General features: G+C 43.1%; 21 protein-coding genes. 13 read left to right on the forward strand and 8 right to left on the reverse strand.

What is annotated here, in order from left to right:
* Positions 1-47: 47 nt before the first annotated feature.
* The 4 genes from ACO6S0_RS16340 to ACO6S0_RS16355 all read right to left on the reverse strand — a co-directional run bounded on the left by ACO6S0_RS16340 (position 48) and on the right by ACO6S0_RS16355 (position 5,898).
* Positions 48-2,480 (reverse strand): TonB-dependent receptor, encoded by a 2,433-nt coding sequence (locus ACO6S0_RS16340; RefSeq protein ID WP_422349379.1) that lies wholly within the window; start codon positions 2,478-2,480, stop codon positions 48-50.
* The gene (gene recO, locus ACO6S0_RS16345; RefSeq protein WP_422349380.1) at positions 2,464-3,183 is read right to left on the reverse strand and encodes a DNA repair protein RecO; all 720 of its coding nucleotides are present in this window, start codon (positions 3,181-3,183) and stop codon (positions 2,464-2,466) included. Before recO ends, ACO6S0_RS16340 begins: the two co-directional genes overlap by 17 nt.
* A gap of 87 nt (positions 3,184-3,270) precedes the next feature.
* A complete protein-coding gene (gene gdhA / locus ACO6S0_RS16350) occupies positions 3,271-4,614 on the reverse strand; it encodes an NADP-specific glutamate dehydrogenase (protein ID WP_422349381.1) in 1,344 nt (447 codons plus the stop codon).
* A 129-nt stretch (positions 4,615-4,743) separates the two neighbouring features.
* Entirely contained in the window at positions 4,744-5,898 is a 1,155-nt protein-coding gene (locus ACO6S0_RS16355; protein WP_422349382.1) for a cystathionine gamma-synthase, read from the reverse strand.
* Positions 5,899-5,982: 84 nt separating this feature from the next.
* Between ACO6S0_RS16355 and ACO6S0_RS16360 the strand changes: the two genes are divergently transcribed.
* Positions 5,983-6,726, forward strand: coding sequence for a PdaC/SigV domain-containing protein (locus ACO6S0_RS16360; protein WP_422349383.1), 744 nt, complete (start codon positions 5,983-5,985; stop codon positions 6,724-6,726).
* A gap of 3 nt (positions 6,727-6,729) precedes the next feature.
* Here the strand turns inward: ACO6S0_RS16360 and ACO6S0_RS16365 are convergent, their stop codons facing one another.
* Positions 6,730-7,191, reverse strand: a complete 462-nt coding sequence (locus ACO6S0_RS16365) for a DinB family protein (protein ID WP_422349384.1) — start codon at positions 7,189-7,191, stop codon at positions 6,730-6,732.
* Between the two features lie 291 nt (positions 7,192-7,482).
* Here ACO6S0_RS16365 and ACO6S0_RS16370 point away from each other — a divergent pair, with 291 nt between their 5' ends.
* From ACO6S0_RS16370 to ACO6S0_RS16380, 3 genes are all read left to right on the forward strand, one after another.
* A complete protein-coding gene (locus ACO6S0_RS16370; protein WP_422349385.1) occupies positions 7,483-8,175 on the forward strand; it encodes an aspartate/glutamate racemase family protein in 693 nt (230 codons plus the stop codon).
* A gap of 76 nt (positions 8,176-8,251) precedes the next feature.
* Positions 8,252-8,605, forward strand: a complete 354-nt coding sequence (locus tag ACO6S0_RS16375; RefSeq protein ID WP_422349386.1) for an arsenate reductase family protein — start codon at positions 8,252-8,254, stop codon at positions 8,603-8,605.
* Positions 8,602-9,495: a DMT family transporter gene (locus ACO6S0_RS16380; RefSeq protein ID WP_422349387.1), complete on the forward strand. Its 894-nt coding sequence runs from the start codon at positions 8,602-8,604 to the stop codon at positions 9,493-9,495. Before ACO6S0_RS16375 ends, ACO6S0_RS16380 begins: the two co-directional genes overlap by 4 nt.
* Here ACO6S0_RS16380 and ACO6S0_RS16385 read toward each other — a convergent pair.
* Complete coding sequence (locus ACO6S0_RS16385) at positions 9,479-9,955, reverse strand: acyl-CoA thioesterase (RefSeq protein ID WP_422349388.1); 477 nt, start codon at positions 9,953-9,955, stop codon at positions 9,479-9,481. The genes ACO6S0_RS16380 and ACO6S0_RS16385 overlap by 17 nt on opposite strands.
* Positions 9,956-10,069: 114 nt before the next feature.
* Here ACO6S0_RS16385 and ACO6S0_RS16390 point away from each other — a divergent pair, with 114 nt between their 5' ends.
* From ACO6S0_RS16390 to ACO6S0_RS16425, 8 genes are all read left to right on the forward strand, one after another.
* Positions 10,070-11,047, forward strand: coding sequence for an NAD(P)H-dependent flavin oxidoreductase (locus tag ACO6S0_RS16390; protein ID WP_422349389.1), 978 nt, complete (start codon positions 10,070-10,072; stop codon positions 11,045-11,047).
* A gap of 57 nt (positions 11,048-11,104) precedes the next feature.
* Positions 11,105-12,106, forward strand: coding sequence for a bestrophin family protein (locus ACO6S0_RS16395; RefSeq protein ID WP_422349390.1), 1,002 nt, complete (start codon positions 11,105-11,107; stop codon positions 12,104-12,106).
* Positions 12,106-13,083, forward strand: coding sequence for a YheT family hydrolase (locus tag ACO6S0_RS16400; RefSeq protein WP_422349391.1), 978 nt, complete (start codon positions 12,106-12,108; stop codon positions 13,081-13,083). Before ACO6S0_RS16395 ends, ACO6S0_RS16400 begins: the two co-directional genes overlap by 1 nt.
* Before the next feature lie 96 nt (positions 13,084-13,179).
* Positions 13,180-13,659, forward strand: a complete 480-nt coding sequence (locus tag ACO6S0_RS16405; RefSeq protein WP_422349392.1) for a c-type cytochrome — start codon at positions 13,180-13,182, stop codon at positions 13,657-13,659.
* Between the two features lie 108 nt (positions 13,660-13,767).
* Entirely contained in the window at positions 13,768-14,481 is a 714-nt protein-coding gene (locus ACO6S0_RS16410; protein ID WP_422349393.1) for a membrane or secreted protein, read from the forward strand.
* Positions 14,478-14,885, forward strand: a complete 408-nt coding sequence (locus tag ACO6S0_RS16415) for a hypothetical protein (RefSeq protein ID WP_422349394.1) — start codon at positions 14,478-14,480, stop codon at positions 14,883-14,885. Before ACO6S0_RS16410 ends, ACO6S0_RS16415 begins: the two co-directional genes overlap by 4 nt.
* 36 nt (positions 14,886-14,921) lie before the next feature.
* Positions 14,922-15,410 (forward strand): hypothetical protein, encoded by a 489-nt coding sequence (locus tag ACO6S0_RS16420; RefSeq protein WP_422349395.1) that lies wholly within the window; start codon positions 14,922-14,924, stop codon positions 15,408-15,410.
* Between the two features lie 144 nt (positions 15,411-15,554).
* The gene (locus ACO6S0_RS16425; protein ID WP_422349396.1) at positions 15,555-16,094 is read left to right on the forward strand and encodes a DinB family protein; all 540 of its coding nucleotides are present in this window, start codon (positions 15,555-15,557) and stop codon (positions 16,092-16,094) included.
* Here ACO6S0_RS16425 and ACO6S0_RS16430 read toward each other — a convergent pair.
* Both ACO6S0_RS16430 and ACO6S0_RS16435 read right to left on the reverse strand, forming a co-directional pair.
* Complete coding sequence (locus tag ACO6S0_RS16430; protein WP_422349397.1) at positions 16,091-17,668, reverse strand: SulP family inorganic anion transporter; 1,578 nt, start codon at positions 17,666-17,668, stop codon at positions 16,091-16,093. The genes ACO6S0_RS16425 and ACO6S0_RS16430 overlap by 4 nt on opposite strands.
* 81 nt (positions 17,669-17,749) lie before the next feature.
* Positions 17,750-18,721: a phytanoyl-CoA dioxygenase family protein gene (locus ACO6S0_RS16435; RefSeq protein WP_422349398.1), complete on the reverse strand. Its 972-nt coding sequence runs from the start codon at positions 18,719-18,721 to the stop codon at positions 17,750-17,752.
* 144 nt (positions 18,722-18,865) lie between these two features.
* Between ACO6S0_RS16435 and ACO6S0_RS16440 the strand changes: the two genes are divergently transcribed.
* Positions 18,866-19,729 (forward strand): AraC family transcriptional regulator, encoded by an 864-nt coding sequence (locus ACO6S0_RS16440; RefSeq protein ID WP_422349399.1) that lies wholly within the window; start codon positions 18,866-18,868, stop codon positions 19,727-19,729.
* Positions 19,730-19,800 lie beyond the last annotated feature (71 nt).

Below are 19,800 nucleotides of genomic sequence, written 5' to 3' on the forward strand. Positions count from 1 at the left end.
ATCAAGCTCCAACCAAAAATTCAGCCCCGATTAATCGGGGCTTTTTTTTAGAAGTTATAGCCCAACCCCATAATAACGTTTGTGCCTGGGGCAACAATTCCAGAGGAATAGGTTCTGTAGCGTTGGTTGGTCATGTTCTCCAAACTTAGCGTAGCTTTTAAGGCATTGGTTATTTGGTATTGCGACCTAAAGTTAAGGGTATACCAGGACGGGCTATATGGATTTCCATTTTCATCCACAGCATAGATATAAGATTTGCTCCGTTCGGATAAGGCTAAATCATTATACCCTATTTCACCGTTATAGTTGAGGAAAAAGTCGGTTTTCAACTTCTGATTTTGCCAAATCAAATGGACATCACCAAAGGTGGGAGCGGCATGTCGAGCGGCACTTTCCTCCCCAGTATCATCTTCTTCTGTCCCCTCGGTAATGGTCAAATTACTGGCAATGGCCCAGTTCTCATTTAAAAATGCCTCAAGTCCTACTTCCACCCCATACACATACGCTTTAGCTGCATTTTGAATGGCCTGGACGGTACTTAATTCCCCATTGTAGATAATCTCGCTTTCTCCGTTGAAGGTAAAATCCCTTCTTACCAAGGCATCAACCAAATAGGTATAAAAGGCTGCACCTTTGAATACTATTTTATCTTGGACATTTTTCCGAATCCCCAATTCCACGTTATAGGCATATTCGGGTTCCAACTCAGGGTTGGGCACCACCACCGCTCCCGGTTCAGAATCAAAGATTTTTCCAATATCGTCAATGTTGGGCGCTCTAAATCCGGTAGAACCGTTTAAGGTAATCTGTAAATCGGCCTTGGGAAACCAGCTAAATCCTACGCTGCCCGTAAGTGCTCCCGTAATCAAATCAGCCTCATCAAATGGAAAGGGATAAAAGGTTTTATCAAACTGGGCATCCACCCAGACCTGACTATACCGTGCCCCAGAAAGCAGGGTAAAATTGGGCATCAGCTTATACTCCCCGTTAATATAGCCGGCAAAGGTCTGCCAAGTGGCCCCATCGGGATATCGGGAGGCCGCAGCCGAAACCACATCGGTTGTAATATTGGTCTGGCTTCCTTCGGAATGTACTTTGTTGAAAATATATTCTGCACCATAGTACAGTCTGAGGTCTCCAATTTTTTTGTTTTCAAAGTCCAGGCTAACGGTAAGGGCATCCACCTTTTCCATTGTGGTAAATCGGTCTACAGCTTGAAAATTCCGATTGATCCTGCTTTCTTCAAAAAACTGGTAGGCGGTGGTGAGCTTTACCCCGTCATAAAATTTGTTCTTCCCTTGCTTGGTGACTTGAAAATTGCCCATAAACCACTTTTGTGGGCCATATTTCCATTCAGCGGAACGCAGTCCATCACCTGCATCATTGGGTCTGATCAATCTGTCATATCTGGAAAACTCCGAGGTTTCCGAGTAATGAAGTCCCAAATCGTAGTTCCAAGTGGCATTGGGCTTATAGGTGAATTTTTGCAGCAAATTGATTTGATCATATCCTGATGTCACCTGTTTTCTTGGATCGTTATTTTCCCGAAGCACGTCCATCCCATTTTCCCTAACCACAAATTGATTCCTTAAATAGGAATCTGGCCCGCTTTCTCCCATAACCAAGTCATCAAAATTGTTGTAGGTGATACTGGTGAAAGATGCCCAATGTTGTTGCCCAAGATTCAAATCCACATGCGCCGTGTTCTCATTATTGGCCGTTGCAAAGCGATACGTGGCGTTGCCCGATACGGTAAGACTGTCCGTAAACGAAAATCTGGGGTTTTTGGTAAAAAAGTTCATGACCCCTCCCATGGCGTCACTTCCATATATAACCGATCCTGGGCCAAAAATCACTTCCGTATTTCTGATGGTAAAAGGATCTACCGAAATAACATTCTGTATGTTCCCGCCCCTAAAAATGGCGTTGTTCATCCGTACGCCATCCACGGAAAGCAATAATCTGTTGGTGGCAAAACCTCTTATCATGGGACTGCCTCCACCCAATTGACTTTTCTGCACAAAAACCTTCCCGCTGTTTTGCAGCAAATCGGCAGAGGTTTGCGGATTGGTAAAGGCTATGGTTCTGGCATCAATGGATTCAATCTTTTGGGGAATATCCTTTTTTTGTTGCTCCCATTTGGACACGGACATGACCACTTCCTGCAATTCTTCAGGTTTCAATACCAGATAAACGCGGTTTCCCTTTTTCCCAATTTTAGCCCGAGTGGTCACCAGCTCCTCATAGCTGATGTGTCTAAATGTGATGCGTTCCTTGCCATCGAAAATATCCAGGTTGGCCTTCCCGTTTAAATTGGAAACCGAGGTTTTGGATTTATCCTCATTAAAGATGGCAATATTGGCCACAGGATTTCCTGTATCAGCGTCCAAAACAGTGATTTCTTGTGAAAATCCGGAAAGGGAGGCCATAAGGAAAAGGAGGACAAAACCAATGTTGCGCATACTACTCAAAAACTGCATTTAAAACGGCCAGTGACTTCGGTTTTCTAAATCCGTGCAAATGTAATTCAAAATACAGAATAACTTTTTTTAGCAATTCCTGTCTTTGGGGCCGGTTCATTTGTATCGCTTGAAGTGCATCAAAATTTATGCCCAAGAGCGTTTTGAAATGAACAATTTCATCTCCCTGGATCATAGGGTTAAGGGAAGGAGCGGTGACAAAACTCCCTTCCAATAAGTCAAAGTAGGGAGCATTTACAAAAGAAGTATCGGGATAGAACCCTAAAAACTTAGTGAGGTTCAATAAAAACAAAATATGAAAACTGGGTGAGGGCGTATTTTCATCCAACCAATGCAAGGTGTACTCCAAGTAGTTGAAAAGCGCCTTGTCCTCTTCCTGTTCTTGAATGCTATTCCCCAACATTTCGGCCAAAAAAAGTACCAAACTGTTCTTGATGATATCGGTATGAAGTGTCTTGTAAGGCACCGCAACTTTTACCTCTTTGATGCTTTCCAAGGTACCCTTGTTTTTATGATTGGCCACAATCTCCAACTGCATCAAGGGTAAAAAATAGGCGGCTTTCAACTTTCCCCTTTTCGAGCTGAGCACTCCTTTGAGCAGATAGGATTTTAAACCATCGGACACGGTAAAGGCCTTAACGATAAGACTGGTATCGCCATATTTTATGGAAGAAAGTACAATGGCCTTGGTAGTTACCTGCATCTGAAAAAAGGGATTGGTCCAATATAAAAAAAGTGGGCGATTGATCAACAACCGCCCACTTGGATTTTATGGAATTGGAATCTGTGTTTAGATAACCCCTTGGGCCAACATGGCATCGGCTACCTTCACAAATCCAGCAATATTGGCTCCTTTTACATAGTTGCAGTAGCCATCTTCTTCTTTTCCAAACTCGATACAAGAATCGTGGATATCTCCCATAATTCCCTTCAAGCGTTCGTCAACCTCTTCCCTTGTCCAGCTAATACGCAAGGAGTTCTGAGACATTTCCAATCCTGAAGTGGCAACACCCCCGGCGTTGGAAGCTTTTCCTGGTGCAAACAAAATTTTGGCATCGTGGAAGGCGTGTATGGCTTCAGGGGTAGAAGGCATGTTTGCCCCCTCAGCAACAGCGATACAACCATTTTTGATCAAGGTGGCAGCATCATCCCCATTCAGCTCATTTTGGGTGGCACAAGGTAAAGCTACATCGCAGCTTACTTCCCAAGGTGTTCTGCCCTTATGGTATTCTGCTGATGGGTACTTATCCACATATTCGGAGATTCTTCCCCTTCGGTTGTTCTTCAAATCCATGACGAAGGCCAATTTGTCTTCATCAATACCATCCTTATCGTAGATATATCCTCCTGAATCTGAAAGTGTCAATACCGTTCCACCCAAGTGCATTACTTTTTCAGCGGCAAACTGGGCCACATTCCCTGAACCGGAAATCACCACCTTTTTTCCTTCAAAGGACTGGTCTTGGGTCTTGAGCATGCTATCTGCAAAGTATACGGTTCCATATCCAGTAGCTTCCGGTCTGATCAGGGATCCACCCCAAGAACGACCTTTCCCGGTCAATACCCCGGTAAACTCGTTTCGAATCTTTTTGTACATTCCAAATAGGAATCCAATTTCACGGGCACCCACACCAATATCTCCAGCAGGAACATCCGTATTGGGGCCAATGTGTCTGTTCAATTCCAGCATAAATGCATGGCAAAAGCGCATGACCTCATCGTCCGATTTCCCTTTCGGATCAAAATCCGAACCTCCTTTACCACCTCCCATGGGAAGTGTGGTCAAACTGTTCTTGAATACTTGTTCAAAAGCAAGGAACTTTAGGACACTGGCATTCACCGTTGGGTGGAAACGAAGCCCTCCCTTGTAAGGGCCAATGGCCGAGTTCATTTGAATTCGGTATCCCCGGTTTACGTGAATTTCTCCACTATCGTCAACCCAGGCTACTCGAAAGGATATCAAACGCTCTGGTTCCACCATTCGCAAAAGGATATTTTTGCCATGGTAAATATCGTGTTTGACAATGTAAGGGATAACCGTTTCGGCCACCTCTTGTACCGCTTGGATAAACTCAGGCTCATGTCCATTTCGGGCAATCACCTCATCCATAAATGCTTTGATTTTTGCTTCCATATAACGGATTTCAAGTTTAATTTCCCCGACTTCGATTTCGGAGAATTTTAACAAATTAGGAATTAGAGGGCAAAATTATACTATTTACATAATTCAAATAGCCTTTTTCTGAAAATTTTTCAAAATTGACTATCCTATCGCCTGTTCCAGGTCCGCTATAAGATCGTTAACATCCTCAATGCCCACGCTCAATCTGATCAAGGCATCCACGACTCCACTTTTCTCGCGTTCCTCTTTAGGAATACTGGCATGGGTCATGCTTGCCGGATGGCCCGCCAAACTCTCAACCCCGCCCAAGGATTCTGCCAGGGTAAATACTTCCAATTTTTCCACAATTTTAATGGCATCCTCGTAGCTGCTTCCTTTGGTGATAAAAGATATCATTCCACCAAAACCGTCCATTTGCGATTTGGCAATGTCATGATTGGGATGGTTCTCAAATCCGGGCCAGTACACCTTTTCAATTTTTGGATGGTTCAAAAGGAATTTGGCAATGGCCTGACCGTTTTCACAATGGCGTTGCATACGTACGTGAAGGGTCTTTATCCCGCGAAGGGTCAAAAAACTGTCCATGGGTCCACATACCGCACCGCTTGCATTCTGAATAAAATAAAGCTGATCTGCCAAGGCTTTGTCCTTAACCACCAAGGCCCCAACAACCACATCACTATGCCCTCCCAAATATTTGGTGGCCGAGTGCATTACAATGTCCGCTCCCAAATCCAAGGGTCTTTGCAAATACGGAGTGGCAAAAGTATTGTCCACCGCCAAAAGCAAGTTGTGTTTTTTGGCCAAATCGGAAACTGCTTTAATGTCTATGATGTTCATCATGGGGTTGGTAGGGGTCTCTACCCAAATCAACTTGGTCTTTTCATTGATTTTGGCCTCAATGGCCGCCGGATCCTGCATTCCAATAAAGTGGAAGGTAATCCCGTACTTCTCAAACACTTGCTTGAACAAGCGATAGCTTCCCCCATACAAATCGTTGGTGGACACCACCTCGTCACCTGGGTTGAGTAATTTGATCACCGCATCCATGGCCGAAAGTCCGCTGGCAAATGCCAATCCGTAATTGCCATTTTCAATACTGGCCAGGGCATTTTCCAATGCCGTTCTCGTTGGGTTTGCACTTCTGGAATATTCATACCCCATATGCCCGCCAGGTGTGGATTGGGCATAGGTAGATGTTTGGTAAATAGGGGGCATTACGGCTCCATACGCCTTATCAGGTTGCTGTCCCCCGTGAATTGTTTTGCTATTGAAATTAAGTTCTCTTTTGCTCATTGTATATTAGTCTGATACAAATGTATTGTTATCTTTTGGAGTAATCAATGAAGTCTTATTTTTGAAGTCCATAAACCCCTTATAATGAACAAGTCCTTTTATCTACTCCTGCTTTTATTGCTTTCCCTTGGTTGCGAAAATGACCATAAACTTACTTTTGAAACCCAGCAGCTGGAAGGCGAATCCTGCGATGATTGCCCAGAGGTTCAGATATCCTTGCCAAAGGCCTTGGATGAAACCATTTTGGCAGAGGCCATTAATACAGCCTTAGAGGAAGAGGTCATAGCCATCCTCTCTTGGGACGAGGATAAAGAAATCGAAACAATGGAAGATGCCATCCGTTCTTTTTCAGGGAGTTTCAAGGAGCTTAAGAACAAATTTCCTGATGAAACTGTGGGATGGGAAGCCAAGATCAATTGCGATGTCGCCTTTGAGGACAAGGCTATGTTGACCTTGGTAATGAATGCATACACTTTTACAGGCGGTGCACACGGATACAGTGCAGTAACCTTCCTTAATTTTGATAAAATCAAGGGACAAGAAACGGAACAGTGGGAACTTTTTGAGGATGAAGAAGGTTTCGTGAACTATGCAGAAACCAAATTTCGAATCCAGGAGAGCATTCCACAAGACTCAAATATAAATGGCACGGGATTTATGTTTGAGGGCGACCAGTTTCATCTCTCCGAAAATCTGGGCTATACCCAGGACGGCATACAGTTAATTTACAATCAGTACGAGATTGCCTCTTATGCGGATGGCCCAAAAATCCTGACCATCCCTTTCGCTGAAGCCAACAAATACCTCAAACGACCCGTTAAAAACTAGAGCCTATACCCTTAAGGCCTTTTGAATGGCCAAGATGGCCCCAAGATGTATCCCATCGTGAAAAGTCAAAAATGCAATGGCGTCCTCCACGGATTCAAGGCCAACTTTTGGTGTGGTCATACAGGGTTCAAACGTGCTAAATACCCCTTTTGAATAATCGGCTTGCATCTGTTCAATAGTGCTGATCAGGTATTCCGATACTTTGCCAACTTCCGCTTCAGAGGGAATGGCCTCTGGCGCAGTACCCTTCCTGTAGGCATTTATGAGGGTTTCTTCTATAGTGAAGTCCAATCCACTCAACTTATAGACCAATAATTGTTGAGAGACCATTGCATGGGCAATGTTCCACCAGATATTATTCTTAAAACCATTTGGAATTCGAAACAAATCTTCCTTTGGGGTTTGCTCCAAAAAGCGTTTGAAGATAATCCGGTTCTTTAGGAGGATGTCAAATTGTTTTTCCATTGAAGGGAAATATTTCATTTTTAACATATCTATAAATATAAATATGTAAATGTTTTATAGCTTTGTTAAACAATACTTGTAGCAAGGTATTATTTTTTTGTTTTATAAATCGATATTTATGAATATCTAAATGTGAAATGTATGGAAAACTGTTTAAGCTGTACTTGCATAGAGCAGCCCGTTAAGATATCGTTCCGACAAGTATTAAATGAACATATCACAAAATTTCTTACGTCCTTTACTCTGGATGGCGCAGAGGACAGGTCAAAAATCAAATAAAGTAGATTTAGCATGAAAACAATTGGGATGATTGGGGGAATGAGTTGGGAATCCTCCAAAATTTACTATCAGCATGTCAATCAAATGGTTCGGGAAGCCGTGGGTGGGTCCCATTCGGCCAAAACTATTCTTACTTCAGTGGATTTTGATGAAATAGAGCAGTTTTCCTTTTCAGGGGATTGGGATAAAATCGGCGAATCCATGGCAAGCGAGGCCACAAAATTGGAACGAGCCGGTGCCGATTTGGTGGTGCTTTGCACCAACACCATCCACTTGGTGAGTGACCATATCACCAATTCCGTTTCCATCCCATTTCTGCATATAGCGGACGCTACAGGAGAGGCGATTCAGAAAAAAGGCTTGAAAAAAGTGGCACTTCTGGGTACCAAGTTCACCATGGAAAAAGACTTCTATACCAAAATCCTTAAGGAAAAATTTGATTTGGAGATTCTGGTTCCAACCAATGCCGAAATGGACACCCTACAATCCATTATTTATAACGAACTGGTCAAGGGAGTCTTTACAGAAGCGTCCAAAAAGCAATGCTTGGAAATCATTGCAAAATTAATTGGCCAAGGGGCGGAAGGCATAATTTTAGGCTGTACAGAATTGCCCATTCTTATCCCGTCGGAAGAAATAGCGGTTCCATCTTTTGATACCACTAAAATACACGCCCAGAAAGCAGTGGATTTTGCGCTGTCTTAATTTCAAATGCACGACCTTTGATTGAATTATTGGATAATATGGATTCCTATGTTCTTAGGAATCACAACTCTGGAAAATGAAAAAAATATACCACCTAGGAAGCTGCTCTACCTGCCAACGTATCCTTAAAGATTTGGAACCATTGGATGGTGTGGTGCTTCAAGAGATAAAATCGGAACCCATGACCGCTGAGCAAGTGGAACAAATGGCGCAATTGGCCGGAAGTTACGAAGCACTTTTCAGCAGACGGGCCATGTTGTTCAGGCAAAGAGGGCTTCATGAACAAAATCTCACGGAAAAAGACTATAAAAATCTGATTTTGGAACATTATACTTTTCTAAAAAGACCGGTATTGCTCTTAGAGGATCACATTTTTGTTGGAAATTCCAAAAAGGTGGTAGAAGCCGCCAAAGCCGCGCTACATTCATGAACAAACGTACCCTAGCTTTATTGGCCGCCTTGGGGGCTACCACCATCTATGGTCTTAACCACACCATAGCTAAGGGAGCCATGCCCGACTATGTGGGCCCATACGGGTTTATCATGTTGCGCTTGGGGGGTGCCTCCATTCTATTTTGGGCCATTTCTTTTTTGGGGCCCAAACAACATATTGAAAAAAAGGATTGGTTGCGCATACTGGCTTGCTCCCTTTTGGGGATGGCCATTAATATGCTGGCCTTTTTCAAAGGATTACAATTGTCCACGCCAATTAACAGCTCGGTGCTGGTGACCATCACCCCCATTATTGTAGTGGTACTATCGGCCTTGTTCATTAAGGAAAAAGTGACTTTGAACAAGGGATTGGGAATCTTCCTTGGTTTTGTTGGGGCTTTGGGTTTGATTTTATTTGGTGCTGAAATCCGGCAAGATGCACCCAATATTCCCTTGGGCAACATCCTTTTTGTAGTGAACGCAACGGTTTATGGCTCTTATTTGATCTTGGTAAAAAAACTGCTTGAGAAGTACCATCCCCTTACCCTGATGAAATGGCTGTTTACTATCGGATTTGTAATCGCCTTTCCGGTAACCTACCCGGAATATTCCCAAATTGAATGGGCTACTTTACCCCTATGGGTATATGGGGTAATAGCTTTTGTGGTTATCGGTACTACCTTTATGACCTATCTATTTAATGTGTTTGCCCTTACCCAATTGAGAGCCTCAACGGTAGGTGCCTTTGTGTATTTGCAACCACTCATCGGTATCCTTTTTGCCCTGTTTTCTGGCAAGGATGAATTGACCCCGGTCAAAATATTGGCCACGGTTTTGGTGCTTCTAGGTGTATACTTGGCCAGTAGAAAACCTAAGGCAAGTCCCTAGGCACTTTGGCATACTTGCGTGTATCCTCCTTGGTCAACACCCTAAAATCTTCTGCTTTTTCCTGTTGATTAAAAATTTCCAGACCCACCTTGGGAAGGTTTACCAGTTTTCTGGTCTTCATATCTATCCAGGAAAAGAACATTTCGCAATGCGCCAAGTGTTTCCCTTTGCTGTCATAAAAGTTATGGTGGAACTCAAAGAATTTACCTTCCTCACTCATGCCTTTGAACTCCAAGGAAACTTTAATGGGTTTTCCAGGAAACACTTCCTTGAAGTAGTAGATATGTTCATAAAAAACCACAGGGCCAATTCCATAGAATTCAAACTCCTTGTGCCCAAATCCAAGATGGGTCAAATATGACATCCGGGTATGACTCATAAAATTGATATAAGCCGAATTGGCCAAATGCCTGTTGGCATCCAAATCGTTCCATCGTACCTCGAACTCCTTAAAAAACATAGGTGGATTATTTGTTATGCATGCATAATATTTGTAAAATTACCATACTTTTCAGAAATGGGTCCCATCTGAAGGCACAATTAACCTTAAATTTAAAACTCCAAGAACATTATCATGAGTCAGAAAGCTGAATTTATCCAAGATTTAAGTTTACCGGCCATTGCGGCACCCATGTTTCTAATTTCCGGGCCCCGTTTGGTAATCGAGTGTTGTAAAAATGGGATTGTGGGCACCTTCCCTGCCCTTAACCAAAGAACCAGTGAAGGTTTTGAGGAATGGCTCATCGAAATTAAATCCGAACTTAAAAAATTTGAAGAGGAAACGGGTAAAAAGCCTGCTCCTTTTGGAGTCAATCTCATTGTGCATCCTACCAACCCTAGATTGGAGGCCGATGTGAAACTCTGTATGAAACACAAGGTTCCTTTGGTCATTACCTCTCTTGGCGCGGTAAGTATGGTGGTTAATGCCATTCACAGCTACGGCGGTCTGGTATTTCATGACATCATTAAAAAACGGCATGCCGAAAAAGCGGCCGAAGCAGGTGTGGACGGTCTTATTTTGGTCTCAGCAGGTGCCGGAGGACATGCTGGAAATATCAACCCTATGAGTCTGGTGGCAGAAGTAAAAAAGATGTTCGATAAAACCATCATCCTTTCCGGCTGCATCAGCACAGGCAAGGATATTGCCACCGCCATGCAAATGGGGGCCGATCTGGCTTATATGGGTACGCGTTTTATCAATACGGAAGAAAGCAAGGCTCCAGAAGAATACCGCAAAATGATCATTGAAGCGGGGGCAAGCGATGTGGTGTATACGGCAGCCATATCCGGTGTGCACGCCAACTTTTTGGCCGCCAGTTTAAAAGCCGCTGGAATTTCTGAGGAAGATTTGAAAAAAGACCATAAAATTGATTTCGGGAAAGAACTGGATACCGAAGCCAAGGCTTGGAAGACCATCTGGTCTGCTGGGCAGGGGGTTACCACCATAGACAACGTGCTCCCCGTTTCGGAACTTGTATCCACTTTAAAATCAGAGTTTAAAACCGCTATTGAGGAACAGGCCCAATTGCTGGAGCGCTACCCCAAAGACTAAGCTTATTTCTTACTTTTCTTTTGTATTTTGGGTAGACCAAAAACCATCTGAAGAAACATGTACATCAAAAGGAACATAAGCTGGGCGCTTATCTTAAGGTTTGCCTGGAGAAAATTAATTTTCTTTACCGTCTACGCCTCGATTGTATTTTATCTCTATTATTTTTTGAACTGGACCCATATCGATATTCCATTTGAGCCGATTTCCGTAATAGGTATTGCCGTTGCGTTTTACATCGGTTTTAAAAATAGCCAGAGCTATGATCGCTTTTGGGAAGCCCGAAAAATATGGGGCGGTATCGTAAACTATTCAAGAACCTGGGCCAATAACGTTTTAAGTCTGGTGGAAAATGACCGCGATGCCCAAATTGTTCTTATCCATCGCCATATTGCTTGGATCAATGCTTTGCGGATCCAATTACGGCAGCCTACCAGCTTTTCCAAAAAAGAAAATCGGGCTGTGGAACGATTGTTTGATCGCCATGGCGAAAGAAACCCTGTGTGCAGTGGCATGGATCATTTGTTGGGGCCTCAAGAAGTGGATTCCATTGAAAATCGTAAAAACGTAGCCACGCATCTTATAAAAAAGCAGGGGCTCCATCTAAAAAAGCTGTTGGCTGAGGAAAAGATTACTGAATTCGACAAACAAATCTTTCATGGCAATCTTGAGGAAATGTATAATCTTCAGGGGAAGTGCGAACGAATCAAAAACACTCCTTTTCCCAGACAATATGCCTATTTCAGCACTGTTTTTACGTGGATATTTTTGTTGCTGCTCCCTTTTGGTTTATTGAACGTATTTGCAACGGAACTAAAAGAACTTGACGCAGGAAACAATTGGTGGTATATTGTTTTGATGATCTTTTTTTCCATTCTAATTTCCTGGATTTTCTCCACCATGGAGAGTGTTGGCAGCAACAGCGAGGACCCCTTTGAAGGCCGCATCAATGATGTTCCCATGACTGCCTTATGCCGGACCATCGAAATTGATCTAAGGGATATGTTGGATGAACAAAACCTCCCGCCAAAAATCCAACCTATGCACAATATTCTGTATTAATGCCGCAGGTTTCCTCCACTTATAAGCCATCGCTTTTTTTTAGAAATGGGCACTTGGCCACTATCTACAATGGTCTTTTTAGAATCGTGAAAGGTGTTGCCCAAAAAAGGGAGCGCATAACACTTTCTGATGGGGATTTTTTGGACTTGGACTGGAGCTATGCTCCAAATACTTCCCAAAAGCTGGTCGTTTTGTTGCATGGCTTGGAAGGCGATGCCCAACGGCCCTATATCACCGGGAGTGCCAAGCTGTTCAACACTAAAGGATTTGATGCTTGTGCAGTTAATTATCGGGGATGCAGTGGGGAACCCAATTCAAAATATCGATCGTACCATAGCGGAGCTACCGAAGATTTGAAGGAAGTCCTTGACCACATAATCGCCACAAAGAACTATGAAAACATTTATTTAAAGGGATTTAGTCTTGGTGGTAATCTGGCCCTCAAATATCTGGGAGAGGGCAATGTGATTCCAAAGGAAGTCAAAGCTGCGGCGGCCGTATCTGTGCCTTGCAGTTTGCAAAGTTCCTGCGAAAAGCTATTGACGTTTGAAAACATGCTGTACGCCAAAAGATTCAAAAAACATTTGATTGGCAAGCTCAGGCAAAAGCAAAAAATGTTTCCCCATTTAATTTCCAATGCGGATATAAAGGCCATAAAGACCCTAAAGGATTTTGACGACATCTACACCAGCAGGGCGCATAATTTTAAAGATGCGCTTGACTATTACACCCAGTGCAGTTGCTTGCAATTTTTGCCTTCCATCCAAGTCCCAAGCCTAATCATCAATGCTGCCGATGACTCCTTCTTGGGTCCAAAATGTTACCCTTACGCGGAAGCCGAACAGAACCAAAACCTCCATTTGGAAATTCCCAAACATGGAGGACATGTCGGCTTTTGGGGTCAGAACGGAACCACCTATACCGAGTCCAGAGCCTTGGAGTTTTTTAATTCACACTGTCTTCAACTATCTGACTAGTTGTTATAGACGTCAAAATAAAGGAGTAAAAAGTTCTCTGCTATTTATATATCTTAGTAGCTGCAAATTCAACTAACTACAACACAATCTACTGAAATGAAAAAAATACTCCTGTTTTTATGTTTAGCTGCCTTCGTAGCAAGCTGTGGTGGAAAGAAAGAAGAAAAGAAGGACGGTTTTGAAGTAAGTCGTTCCAAAGCCGAGGACAAAAAGGCCGATGCCAGCGAAGGTGTTCCCGTTGACTTGGACAACAAGGGCGTGGGACCCATCAAAGAAGTTACCTTCGCGGATGAGATAGATCAAGAAATGGCTGCTCGTGGGGAGGCTAGTTTCAATTCCATCTGTGTGGCTTGTCATATGGTGGATCAGCGCATGATTGGCCCGGCCATGAAAGGTGTTTACGAGCGCAGAAGCCCGGAGTGGGTCATGAACATGATGCTCAACCCTGATGGTATGCTGCGGGAAGACCCCATTGCAAAGGCTTTGTTGAAAGAATATAACAATGCCATCATGCTCAACCAAAACCTGACTGAAGAACAGGCTCGGGATTTGGCGGAATACTTGCGCACGCTTTAAGCGCAAGGGCGATATAGGTAACGGTTCCCAATTATTGTGAACTCGGTTTGGTATTTCTAATCTTTCTATTGGAAAGGATTTAGTGGTTCACTTAAGATATTCTAACACATGAAAACCATTCTGCTTGCATTTGTTAGCTGTCTCTTTTTTAATGCCCTCCACAGTCAAAGTTTATTGGGCGCATGGGAGAATGTATACACCAATGAAGAAGGACAGGCTATAAAAAATGTGGTCATTTTTTCTGAAGGATTTCAAGTAGCCACTTGGTATGATGCCAATACAGGAGCCTTTATCAGCACCAATGGTGGAGGTTGGGAATTAAATGGTACTGTATTGACCGAAACGGTGGAATTTGACACTAAAAATCCGGATAGGGTTGGAACCCAAATCAGTTTCGAAATTGTTTTAACACAGAATTCCCTTAAGGTAAAAGATGAGGAGCGCACATGGAATCGATTGGACGATGGTACCCCTGGAGCGTTAGCTGGAGCTTGGCTCATGTCCGGGAGAAAAACAGATGGGACTTTACATCACCGAGATACCAACAGGCCAAGAAAAACCATGAAAATTTTATCCGGCACCCGTTTTCAATGGATTGCTTATAATACCGAAACCAAACAATTCATGGGAACCGGGGGTGGAACTTATACTACTGTTGACGGGAAATACACGGAAAACATCAAGTTTTTCTCCAGAGATAACACTCGGGTTGGGGCAAGCCTTGTGTTTGACTTTGACCTAAAAAATGGTGACTGGCACCATTCAGGATTCAGTAGCAAGGGTGCACCTCTTTATGAGATTTGGAGTTTACGAAAGCAATGAAAATCAATCCTAACATAAACGTAATTGATGTCATTAAGACGCCCAAGACGTTAATCCTTTGGTTGTTTTTATGGGTTCTGCCATTCCATTCCTTTTCGCAAAGCGAAGAAAAAACAGCGTCCTATTTTGTGGCCCTATACACTTTAGGCGAAAGCTGGGATACGGAAAAACAACCTCAAGAACAAGCGTACTTTAAAGAACATTCCTCCTTTTTGGCCCAACTGCGTAAAGAAAAGAAAATCGCTGTGGGAGCACGCTACAGTGATACCGGAATGTTGATCATTCTTGGCAAGGATCTTCAGGAGGTAACAGATATGCTTCATGCGGATTTGGCTATTCAACATAAGCTTTTTAAGCTGGAAATCCATCCCTTTGCTCCCTTCTACAAAGGATGCATTGAATAGTCAACGGGAATGAGCCGTTAAGCCTTACTTAGCCCTATGAAAATTCAGTTCAAAAAAAGAAAAGGCAAACCCAGCATACTCAACTGTGTTAGGGAAGATGGCAGTGTTACTTGGGCCCAAATACATCCAAATTTTGAAGCCCATGACCTTGCCCACTATGCCGTGGAAACCGTTTTGGGCTTTAAAAAGGCCTTTTACGGATTGCTGTCCGATGGGTCCAATATTGAGGATTTTGAATTGCCACGGGATAAAAGACCTGAGGCCTTGGTTCCTGCAAACCTACCTCCTGAATCGTTGCAAACCGAGCACCTAGTGAACCTGTTGTTGACCAACCTTCAATCTTGCGGGGAGTATATGGATCTTATCCCAACCCTAAAAGAAATTTTGACTCGGGAAGGTTTACCTTATCCCCATGGTCTTAACACGGATTCCTTAGCTGAAATTCAACAATCCTTTAATGACTTGTTGGCTAAATGGAATGCCTTGAGTGAGGGAGAAACCTTGGAATTATCCTTCGATAAGTAATTTGATATGCTAAATGTTTGTCAAAACACTGGGCGGTAACATCCAAAACGGTTAATTTGATTCCTTATTTATATGCATATGATAACCAAGAAACCTCTCGTCAGTGCTTTAGTGCTGTTTCTTTCCCTATTTTTATGTAACCCAATGAGTGCACAGGAAGAATTACCGTATCACGAAATTCCGGATTATCCCGAGGACTATAGTCCTGGGAATGTTGCCGCCCGAATGATAGATGGTCTGGGTTTTCGATATTATTGGGCCACCCAAGGTCTAACCCAAAAAGACCTGGAATACAAACCATCGGAAGATGGTAGGGCCAGTATAGAGACCTTGCGCCATATTCATGGCATGTCCAAAATGATCTTGAATGCAGCCGATGCTACACCCAATGTTCAAGTGGAAAATCCGCCAGAGCTTTCCTTTGAAGAACTTCGAAAGGAAACCCTGTTGAACTTAAAAGCCGCCAGCGCCAAAATGCTTGGGAAACAGGCAAAAGATTTTGAAGCAACAGGCGTAGTTTTTCAACGTGGTGACCAAGAGTCCAAATATCCCTATTGGAATTTGATCAACGGTATGCTATCGGATTGCATTTACCACGCTGGTCAAATTACCTTGATGCGCCGAGCGTCTGGCAATCCCATTCACCCAAAGGTTAGTATGTTCAATGGGAAACTAAGGAGTTAAACCTTATCCGCAACCACTTTATAGGTTGGATCTTCGAGGACGTTAACCTCAATGATGTCCTCTGCATTTTTCAGGAGGCGGATACAGTCCTTGCTCAAATGTCTTAGGTGTACCTTTTTCCCCGCTTTGGCATAACGTTCGGTGATTTTGTTCAAGGCCTCAATTCCAGACATGTCTGCTACTCGGCTTTCCTTAAAATCGATGATAACCTCCACAGGGTCGTTTTGCACGTCAAACTTTTCAGCGAACAAGGTGGTGGAACCAAAGAAAAGCGGGCCATAAATTTCATAGTGTTTAACCCCATCTTCATCTACATGTTTTCTTGCTCGAATGCGCTTGGCATTCTCCCAAGAATATGCCAAAGCCGAAATAACAACCCCCAGTAAAACCGCAATGGCCAAATTATGGGTTATGGCTGTGATCAAAGTCACCAATACCATTACAATCACATCAGAATTGGGCATTTTACGGAAAGTCTTGAAACTGGCCCATTCAAAAGTTCCAATGGCAACCATAAACATAAGCCCAACTAAGGCCGCCATAGGCAATCGCTCAATAAGGCTACTTCCAAACATGATAAATATCAAGAGCATTACCGCCGCGGTAATCCCTGAAAGTCTCGCTCTGGCACCAGAGGAAGTGTTAATCAAACTTTGACCGATCATAGCACAACCCCCCATTCCAGATAGGAAACCAGAAAGTATGTTTGCCGTTCCTTGAGCTACACACTCCTTGTTTCCACTACCTCGGGTTTCGGTAATTTCATCAATAATGTTCAAGGTCAGCAAGCTCTCAATTAAACCTACTCCGGCAACAATGGCGGCATAGGGAATGATAATTAGGAATGTGTCCAAGGTCATTGGTATTTTGGGAATGGACAAGGGTGGGAATCCACCTTTGATACTTTCACCTTCCTGCATGGTGTCGGCAACCGTTAGGGTATCAATCCCAAAACCGATAACAATGGCTGAAACCACAATTATGGCCAACAAGGAGGACGGAACTGCCTTGGTCAACTTGGGAAATCCCCAAATAATGAGCATGGTGAGCAAAGTCAAACCCAACATGGTATAGAGTGCAGGCCCAGAAAGTAGTTCAGAGGTACCCTTTTCATAGAAATTTGGGAACTGGGCCATAAATATGATAATGGCCAAGCCATTGACAAACCCGAACATCACCGGATGTGGTACCAAGCGAATAAATTTTCCCAATCGAAGTAGTCCTGCCAAAATCTGTATGGCTCCTGCAATGATCACAGTGGCAAAAGTGTAGTTCAGAATGGTGGTAGGGTCAATTCCTGGAAAGGTCTGTTTAAGTTCCAAGATCAAGCCTACAAAAATTACAGCTACTGCTCCCGTTGCGCCAGAAATCATGCCCGGACGTCCACCCAAAATGGAAGTCACCAATGCTAAAACGAACGCAGCATATAAACCAGTTAGGGGAGAAAACCCAGGAATCAGCGCAAAAGCAATAGCTTCTGGTACCAAGGCCAAGGCAACGGTCAATCCGGAAAGCACTTCGGTTCGGTAGTTTACCTTTTGGGAAAAATCGAAAAGATTGAGATACTTTTTCATAGCTCCTGTTTGAAGCCGGCAAAATTACCAATATTCCTTTAGTAGGCCATAAGTATCCTCATTTTTAAGGATTTGATAATCCTACCACTTCTTCAAACCCAATAATTTCTCTCCAAGTGGACTTAATTTTGCAGTTTCGTATTTCTCCTGTTCCCAATTCCGCGAATCACCTGGAAAGGCATATCCTTCGGGAGCCACACGGTTCTTCCACGAATTGATACGCCATTGTCTCAATTCCTGGTTTTCCTCTTCCGCGGGCATCATGGAAATGTATTGGGCAATCCTAACCTTGTTCTTGGATTTATTGGGCCTGATACCATGGGGTTCCGTACTGTTGAATATCAATAAATCCCCTGCCTCCATCTTTACTTTAACGATTTTATCTTCCAATCCTTCCAAGTCTGGCTGAAAGTGATCTCGATCTTCGGGCTGGGTCAATTTCCAGGTGTCATAATTTCGGTACAACCATGGAATACATTGGAAACCTCCCATGTTCTCATCTGTCTGGTCTGCCAGGGCCAAAACGCCTTGAACATTTTGCGGTCGGGTCTCGGGATCGTAGTCCCAATGGATAAATCCTTTTTTCTCCACTCCGGGTTGTAGCGGGAAATTCAAATTGGCCCTGTCAATGGTTACCCAAAGTTTTTCTGTGCCCCAAACATCCACAAAGGCATCATATACTCTAGGCATTTGTCTGTTGTTCCATAAATGCTGATGGTTATACACCTCTACCATTCCCGTTCCGGTGAGTTCCTTCATTTTCATTTCTGCCCTCGCGGGTGCGTACCACGTATTGGGGTCGTTGGGATCTTTTTCATCAAACTCCCATATAAAATCGGCAGTTGCCTTTGCTTGCTCCTTCGGAATGGCATTTTTTATTACGATATAGCCATTGTGCATCCAAAAGTCCCAATCTTCTTCTGAAAGTACCCGAAGTGACTTTCCATTAGATCGGTCATTTAGTCCGATCTTACTGCTCGTTGCTGTGGATGGATTTCCTGGAATTTCCTCGTGGGCCTTGTTGGCCATCTCCATTTTTGCTTCTTTTCCCATGTCTTCTATTTTTTCCGTTTCTAAATTCTATGGGATAAAGCTAGATAGCACCTTAGGGTTTCTCAACCTTCATATTGATATAAATTTGAACTATATTGATAATTTCAATCAAAATCTATATTTTAATAGACATAAAAGTGAAAATTGAAGATCCAATTAGAGACCATAGCACCCCATACCAAAAGTCCATTCCGACTTTTGCACCTCCCGCGTTTGAACCATTTGTTCTATTGGCATTTTCATCCAGAGTACGAGTTGGTCTATATTGAAGGCGCAAGTGCCACCCGACATGTGGGGGACAGTATTTCCAATTTTGAGGAAAGCGACCTGGTCTTTATTGGCTCCAATATTCCCCACTTGAATTTTGATTACGGGGTGCAAACGGATTACATTAAGGAAGTACTGCACATTAAACCCAGCTTTAAGGAGGAGCTGTTGACCAATATTCCAGAACTGGAATCCATCAATGCCCTTTTTGAGAAATCCAAATATGGAATCGTGTTTACTGGGGATACCAAAAAACGTATTGGGGAACGATTGAAAAAACTGCACCTGCTTTCTCCTTTTGAGTTGTTTATGGAATCCATCCATATTTTAAAGGAACTTGCCAGTAGCAACGACTGTTTTTTATTGCATGATTATCCCTTTGTGAATCGCTATCGAAAAAAAGAACAGGCACGATTAAGGGACTTACATGCTTTTGTGGACAAGAACTATCAGCGAAAAATTGAAATTGCCGAGGTAGCCGCCCTATGCAATTTGGGCAAAGAGGCCTTTTGCAGATATTTTAAAAAGAGCACGGGAAACACCTTTACCAATTTTTTAAACCAGTACCGTATCAGTCAGGCCAAAAGGTTATTACTTATTGGAAAGAATGTGAGCGAAACTTGTTACGAATGTGGATTTGAAAGTCTTTCGTACTTCAATCGGACTTTTAAAAAAATTAGTGGGGAAAATCCGTCCGATTTTAAAAGACAATATTTGGTTAATCTTAAAAGGAAGGTTTAACTCTTTACTATATATAAAAGAAGAACCGCCCCAAGCTGAGAACTTGAGGCGATTCTTAACTAAATAACCAA

The sequence above is a fragment of the Flagellimonas sp. genome (assembly GCF_965233845.1).
Lineage (GTDB): Bacteria > Bacteroidota > Bacteroidia > Flavobacteriales > Flavobacteriaceae > Flagellimonas.

Excerpts from the sequence above, each read along its gene's own strand:
- ACO6S0_RS16430 (WP_422349397.1), bottom strand. The coding sequence starts at position 17,668 with ATGAAAAAGTATCTCAATCTTTTCGATTTTTCCCAAAAGGTAAACTAC.
- ACO6S0_RS16390 (WP_422349389.1), top strand. The coding sequence starts at position 10,070 with ATGAGTCAGAAAGCTGAATTTATCCAAGATTTAAGTTTACCGGCCATT.
- gdhA (WP_422349381.1), bottom strand. The coding sequence starts at position 4,614 with ATGGAAGCAAAAATCAAAGCATTTATGGATGAGGTGATTGCCCGAAAT.
- ACO6S0_RS16355 (WP_422349382.1), bottom strand. The coding sequence starts at position 5,898 with ATGAGCAAAAGAGAACTTAATTTCAATAGCAAAACAATTCACGGGGGA.
- ACO6S0_RS16365 (WP_422349384.1), bottom strand. The coding sequence starts at position 7,191 with ATGGAAAAACAATTTGACATCCTCCTAAAGAACCGGATTATCTTCAAA.
- recO (WP_422349380.1), bottom strand. The coding sequence starts at position 3,183 with ATGCAGGTAACTACCAAGGCCATTGTACTTTCTTCCATAAAATATGGC.
- ACO6S0_RS16420 (WP_422349395.1), top strand. The coding sequence starts at position 14,922 with ATGAAAATTCAGTTCAAAAAAAGAAAAGGCAAACCCAGCATACTCAAC.
- ACO6S0_RS16400 (WP_422349391.1), top strand. The coding sequence starts at position 12,106 with ATGCCGCAGGTTTCCTCCACTTATAAGCCATCGCTTTTTTTTAGAAAT.
- ACO6S0_RS16425 (WP_422349396.1), top strand. The coding sequence starts at position 15,555 with ATGAGTGCACAGGAAGAATTACCGTATCACGAAATTCCGGATTATCCC.
- ACO6S0_RS16340 (WP_422349379.1), bottom strand. The coding sequence starts at position 2,480 with ATGCAGTTTTTGAGTAGTATGCGCAACATTGGTTTTGTCCTCCTTTTC.
- ACO6S0_RS16395 (WP_422349390.1), top strand. The coding sequence starts at position 11,105 with ATGTACATCAAAAGGAACATAAGCTGGGCGCTTATCTTAAGGTTTGCC.
- ACO6S0_RS16360 (WP_422349383.1), top strand. The coding sequence starts at position 5,983 with ATGAACAAGTCCTTTTATCTACTCCTGCTTTTATTGCTTTCCCTTGGT.
- ACO6S0_RS16415 (WP_422349394.1), top strand. The coding sequence starts at position 14,478 with ATGAAAATCAATCCTAACATAAACGTAATTGATGTCATTAAGACGCCC.
- ACO6S0_RS16435 (WP_422349398.1), bottom strand. The coding sequence starts at position 18,721 with ATGGGAAAAGAAGCAAAAATGGAGATGGCCAACAAGGCCCACGAGGAA.
- ACO6S0_RS16410 (WP_422349393.1), top strand. The coding sequence starts at position 13,768 with ATGAAAACCATTCTGCTTGCATTTGTTAGCTGTCTCTTTTTTAATGCC.
- ACO6S0_RS16385 (WP_422349388.1), bottom strand. The coding sequence starts at position 9,955 with ATGTTTTTTAAGGAGTTCGAGGTACGATGGAACGATTTGGATGCCAAC.
- ACO6S0_RS16380 (WP_422349387.1), top strand. The coding sequence starts at position 8,602 with ATGAACAAACGTACCCTAGCTTTATTGGCCGCCTTGGGGGCTACCACC.
- ACO6S0_RS16375 (WP_422349386.1), top strand. The coding sequence starts at position 8,252 with ATGAAAAAAATATACCACCTAGGAAGCTGCTCTACCTGCCAACGTATC.
- ACO6S0_RS16405 (WP_422349392.1), top strand. The coding sequence starts at position 13,180 with ATGAAAAAAATACTCCTGTTTTTATGTTTAGCTGCCTTCGTAGCAAGC.
- ACO6S0_RS16370 (WP_422349385.1), top strand. The coding sequence starts at position 7,483 with ATGAAAACAATTGGGATGATTGGGGGAATGAGTTGGGAATCCTCCAAA.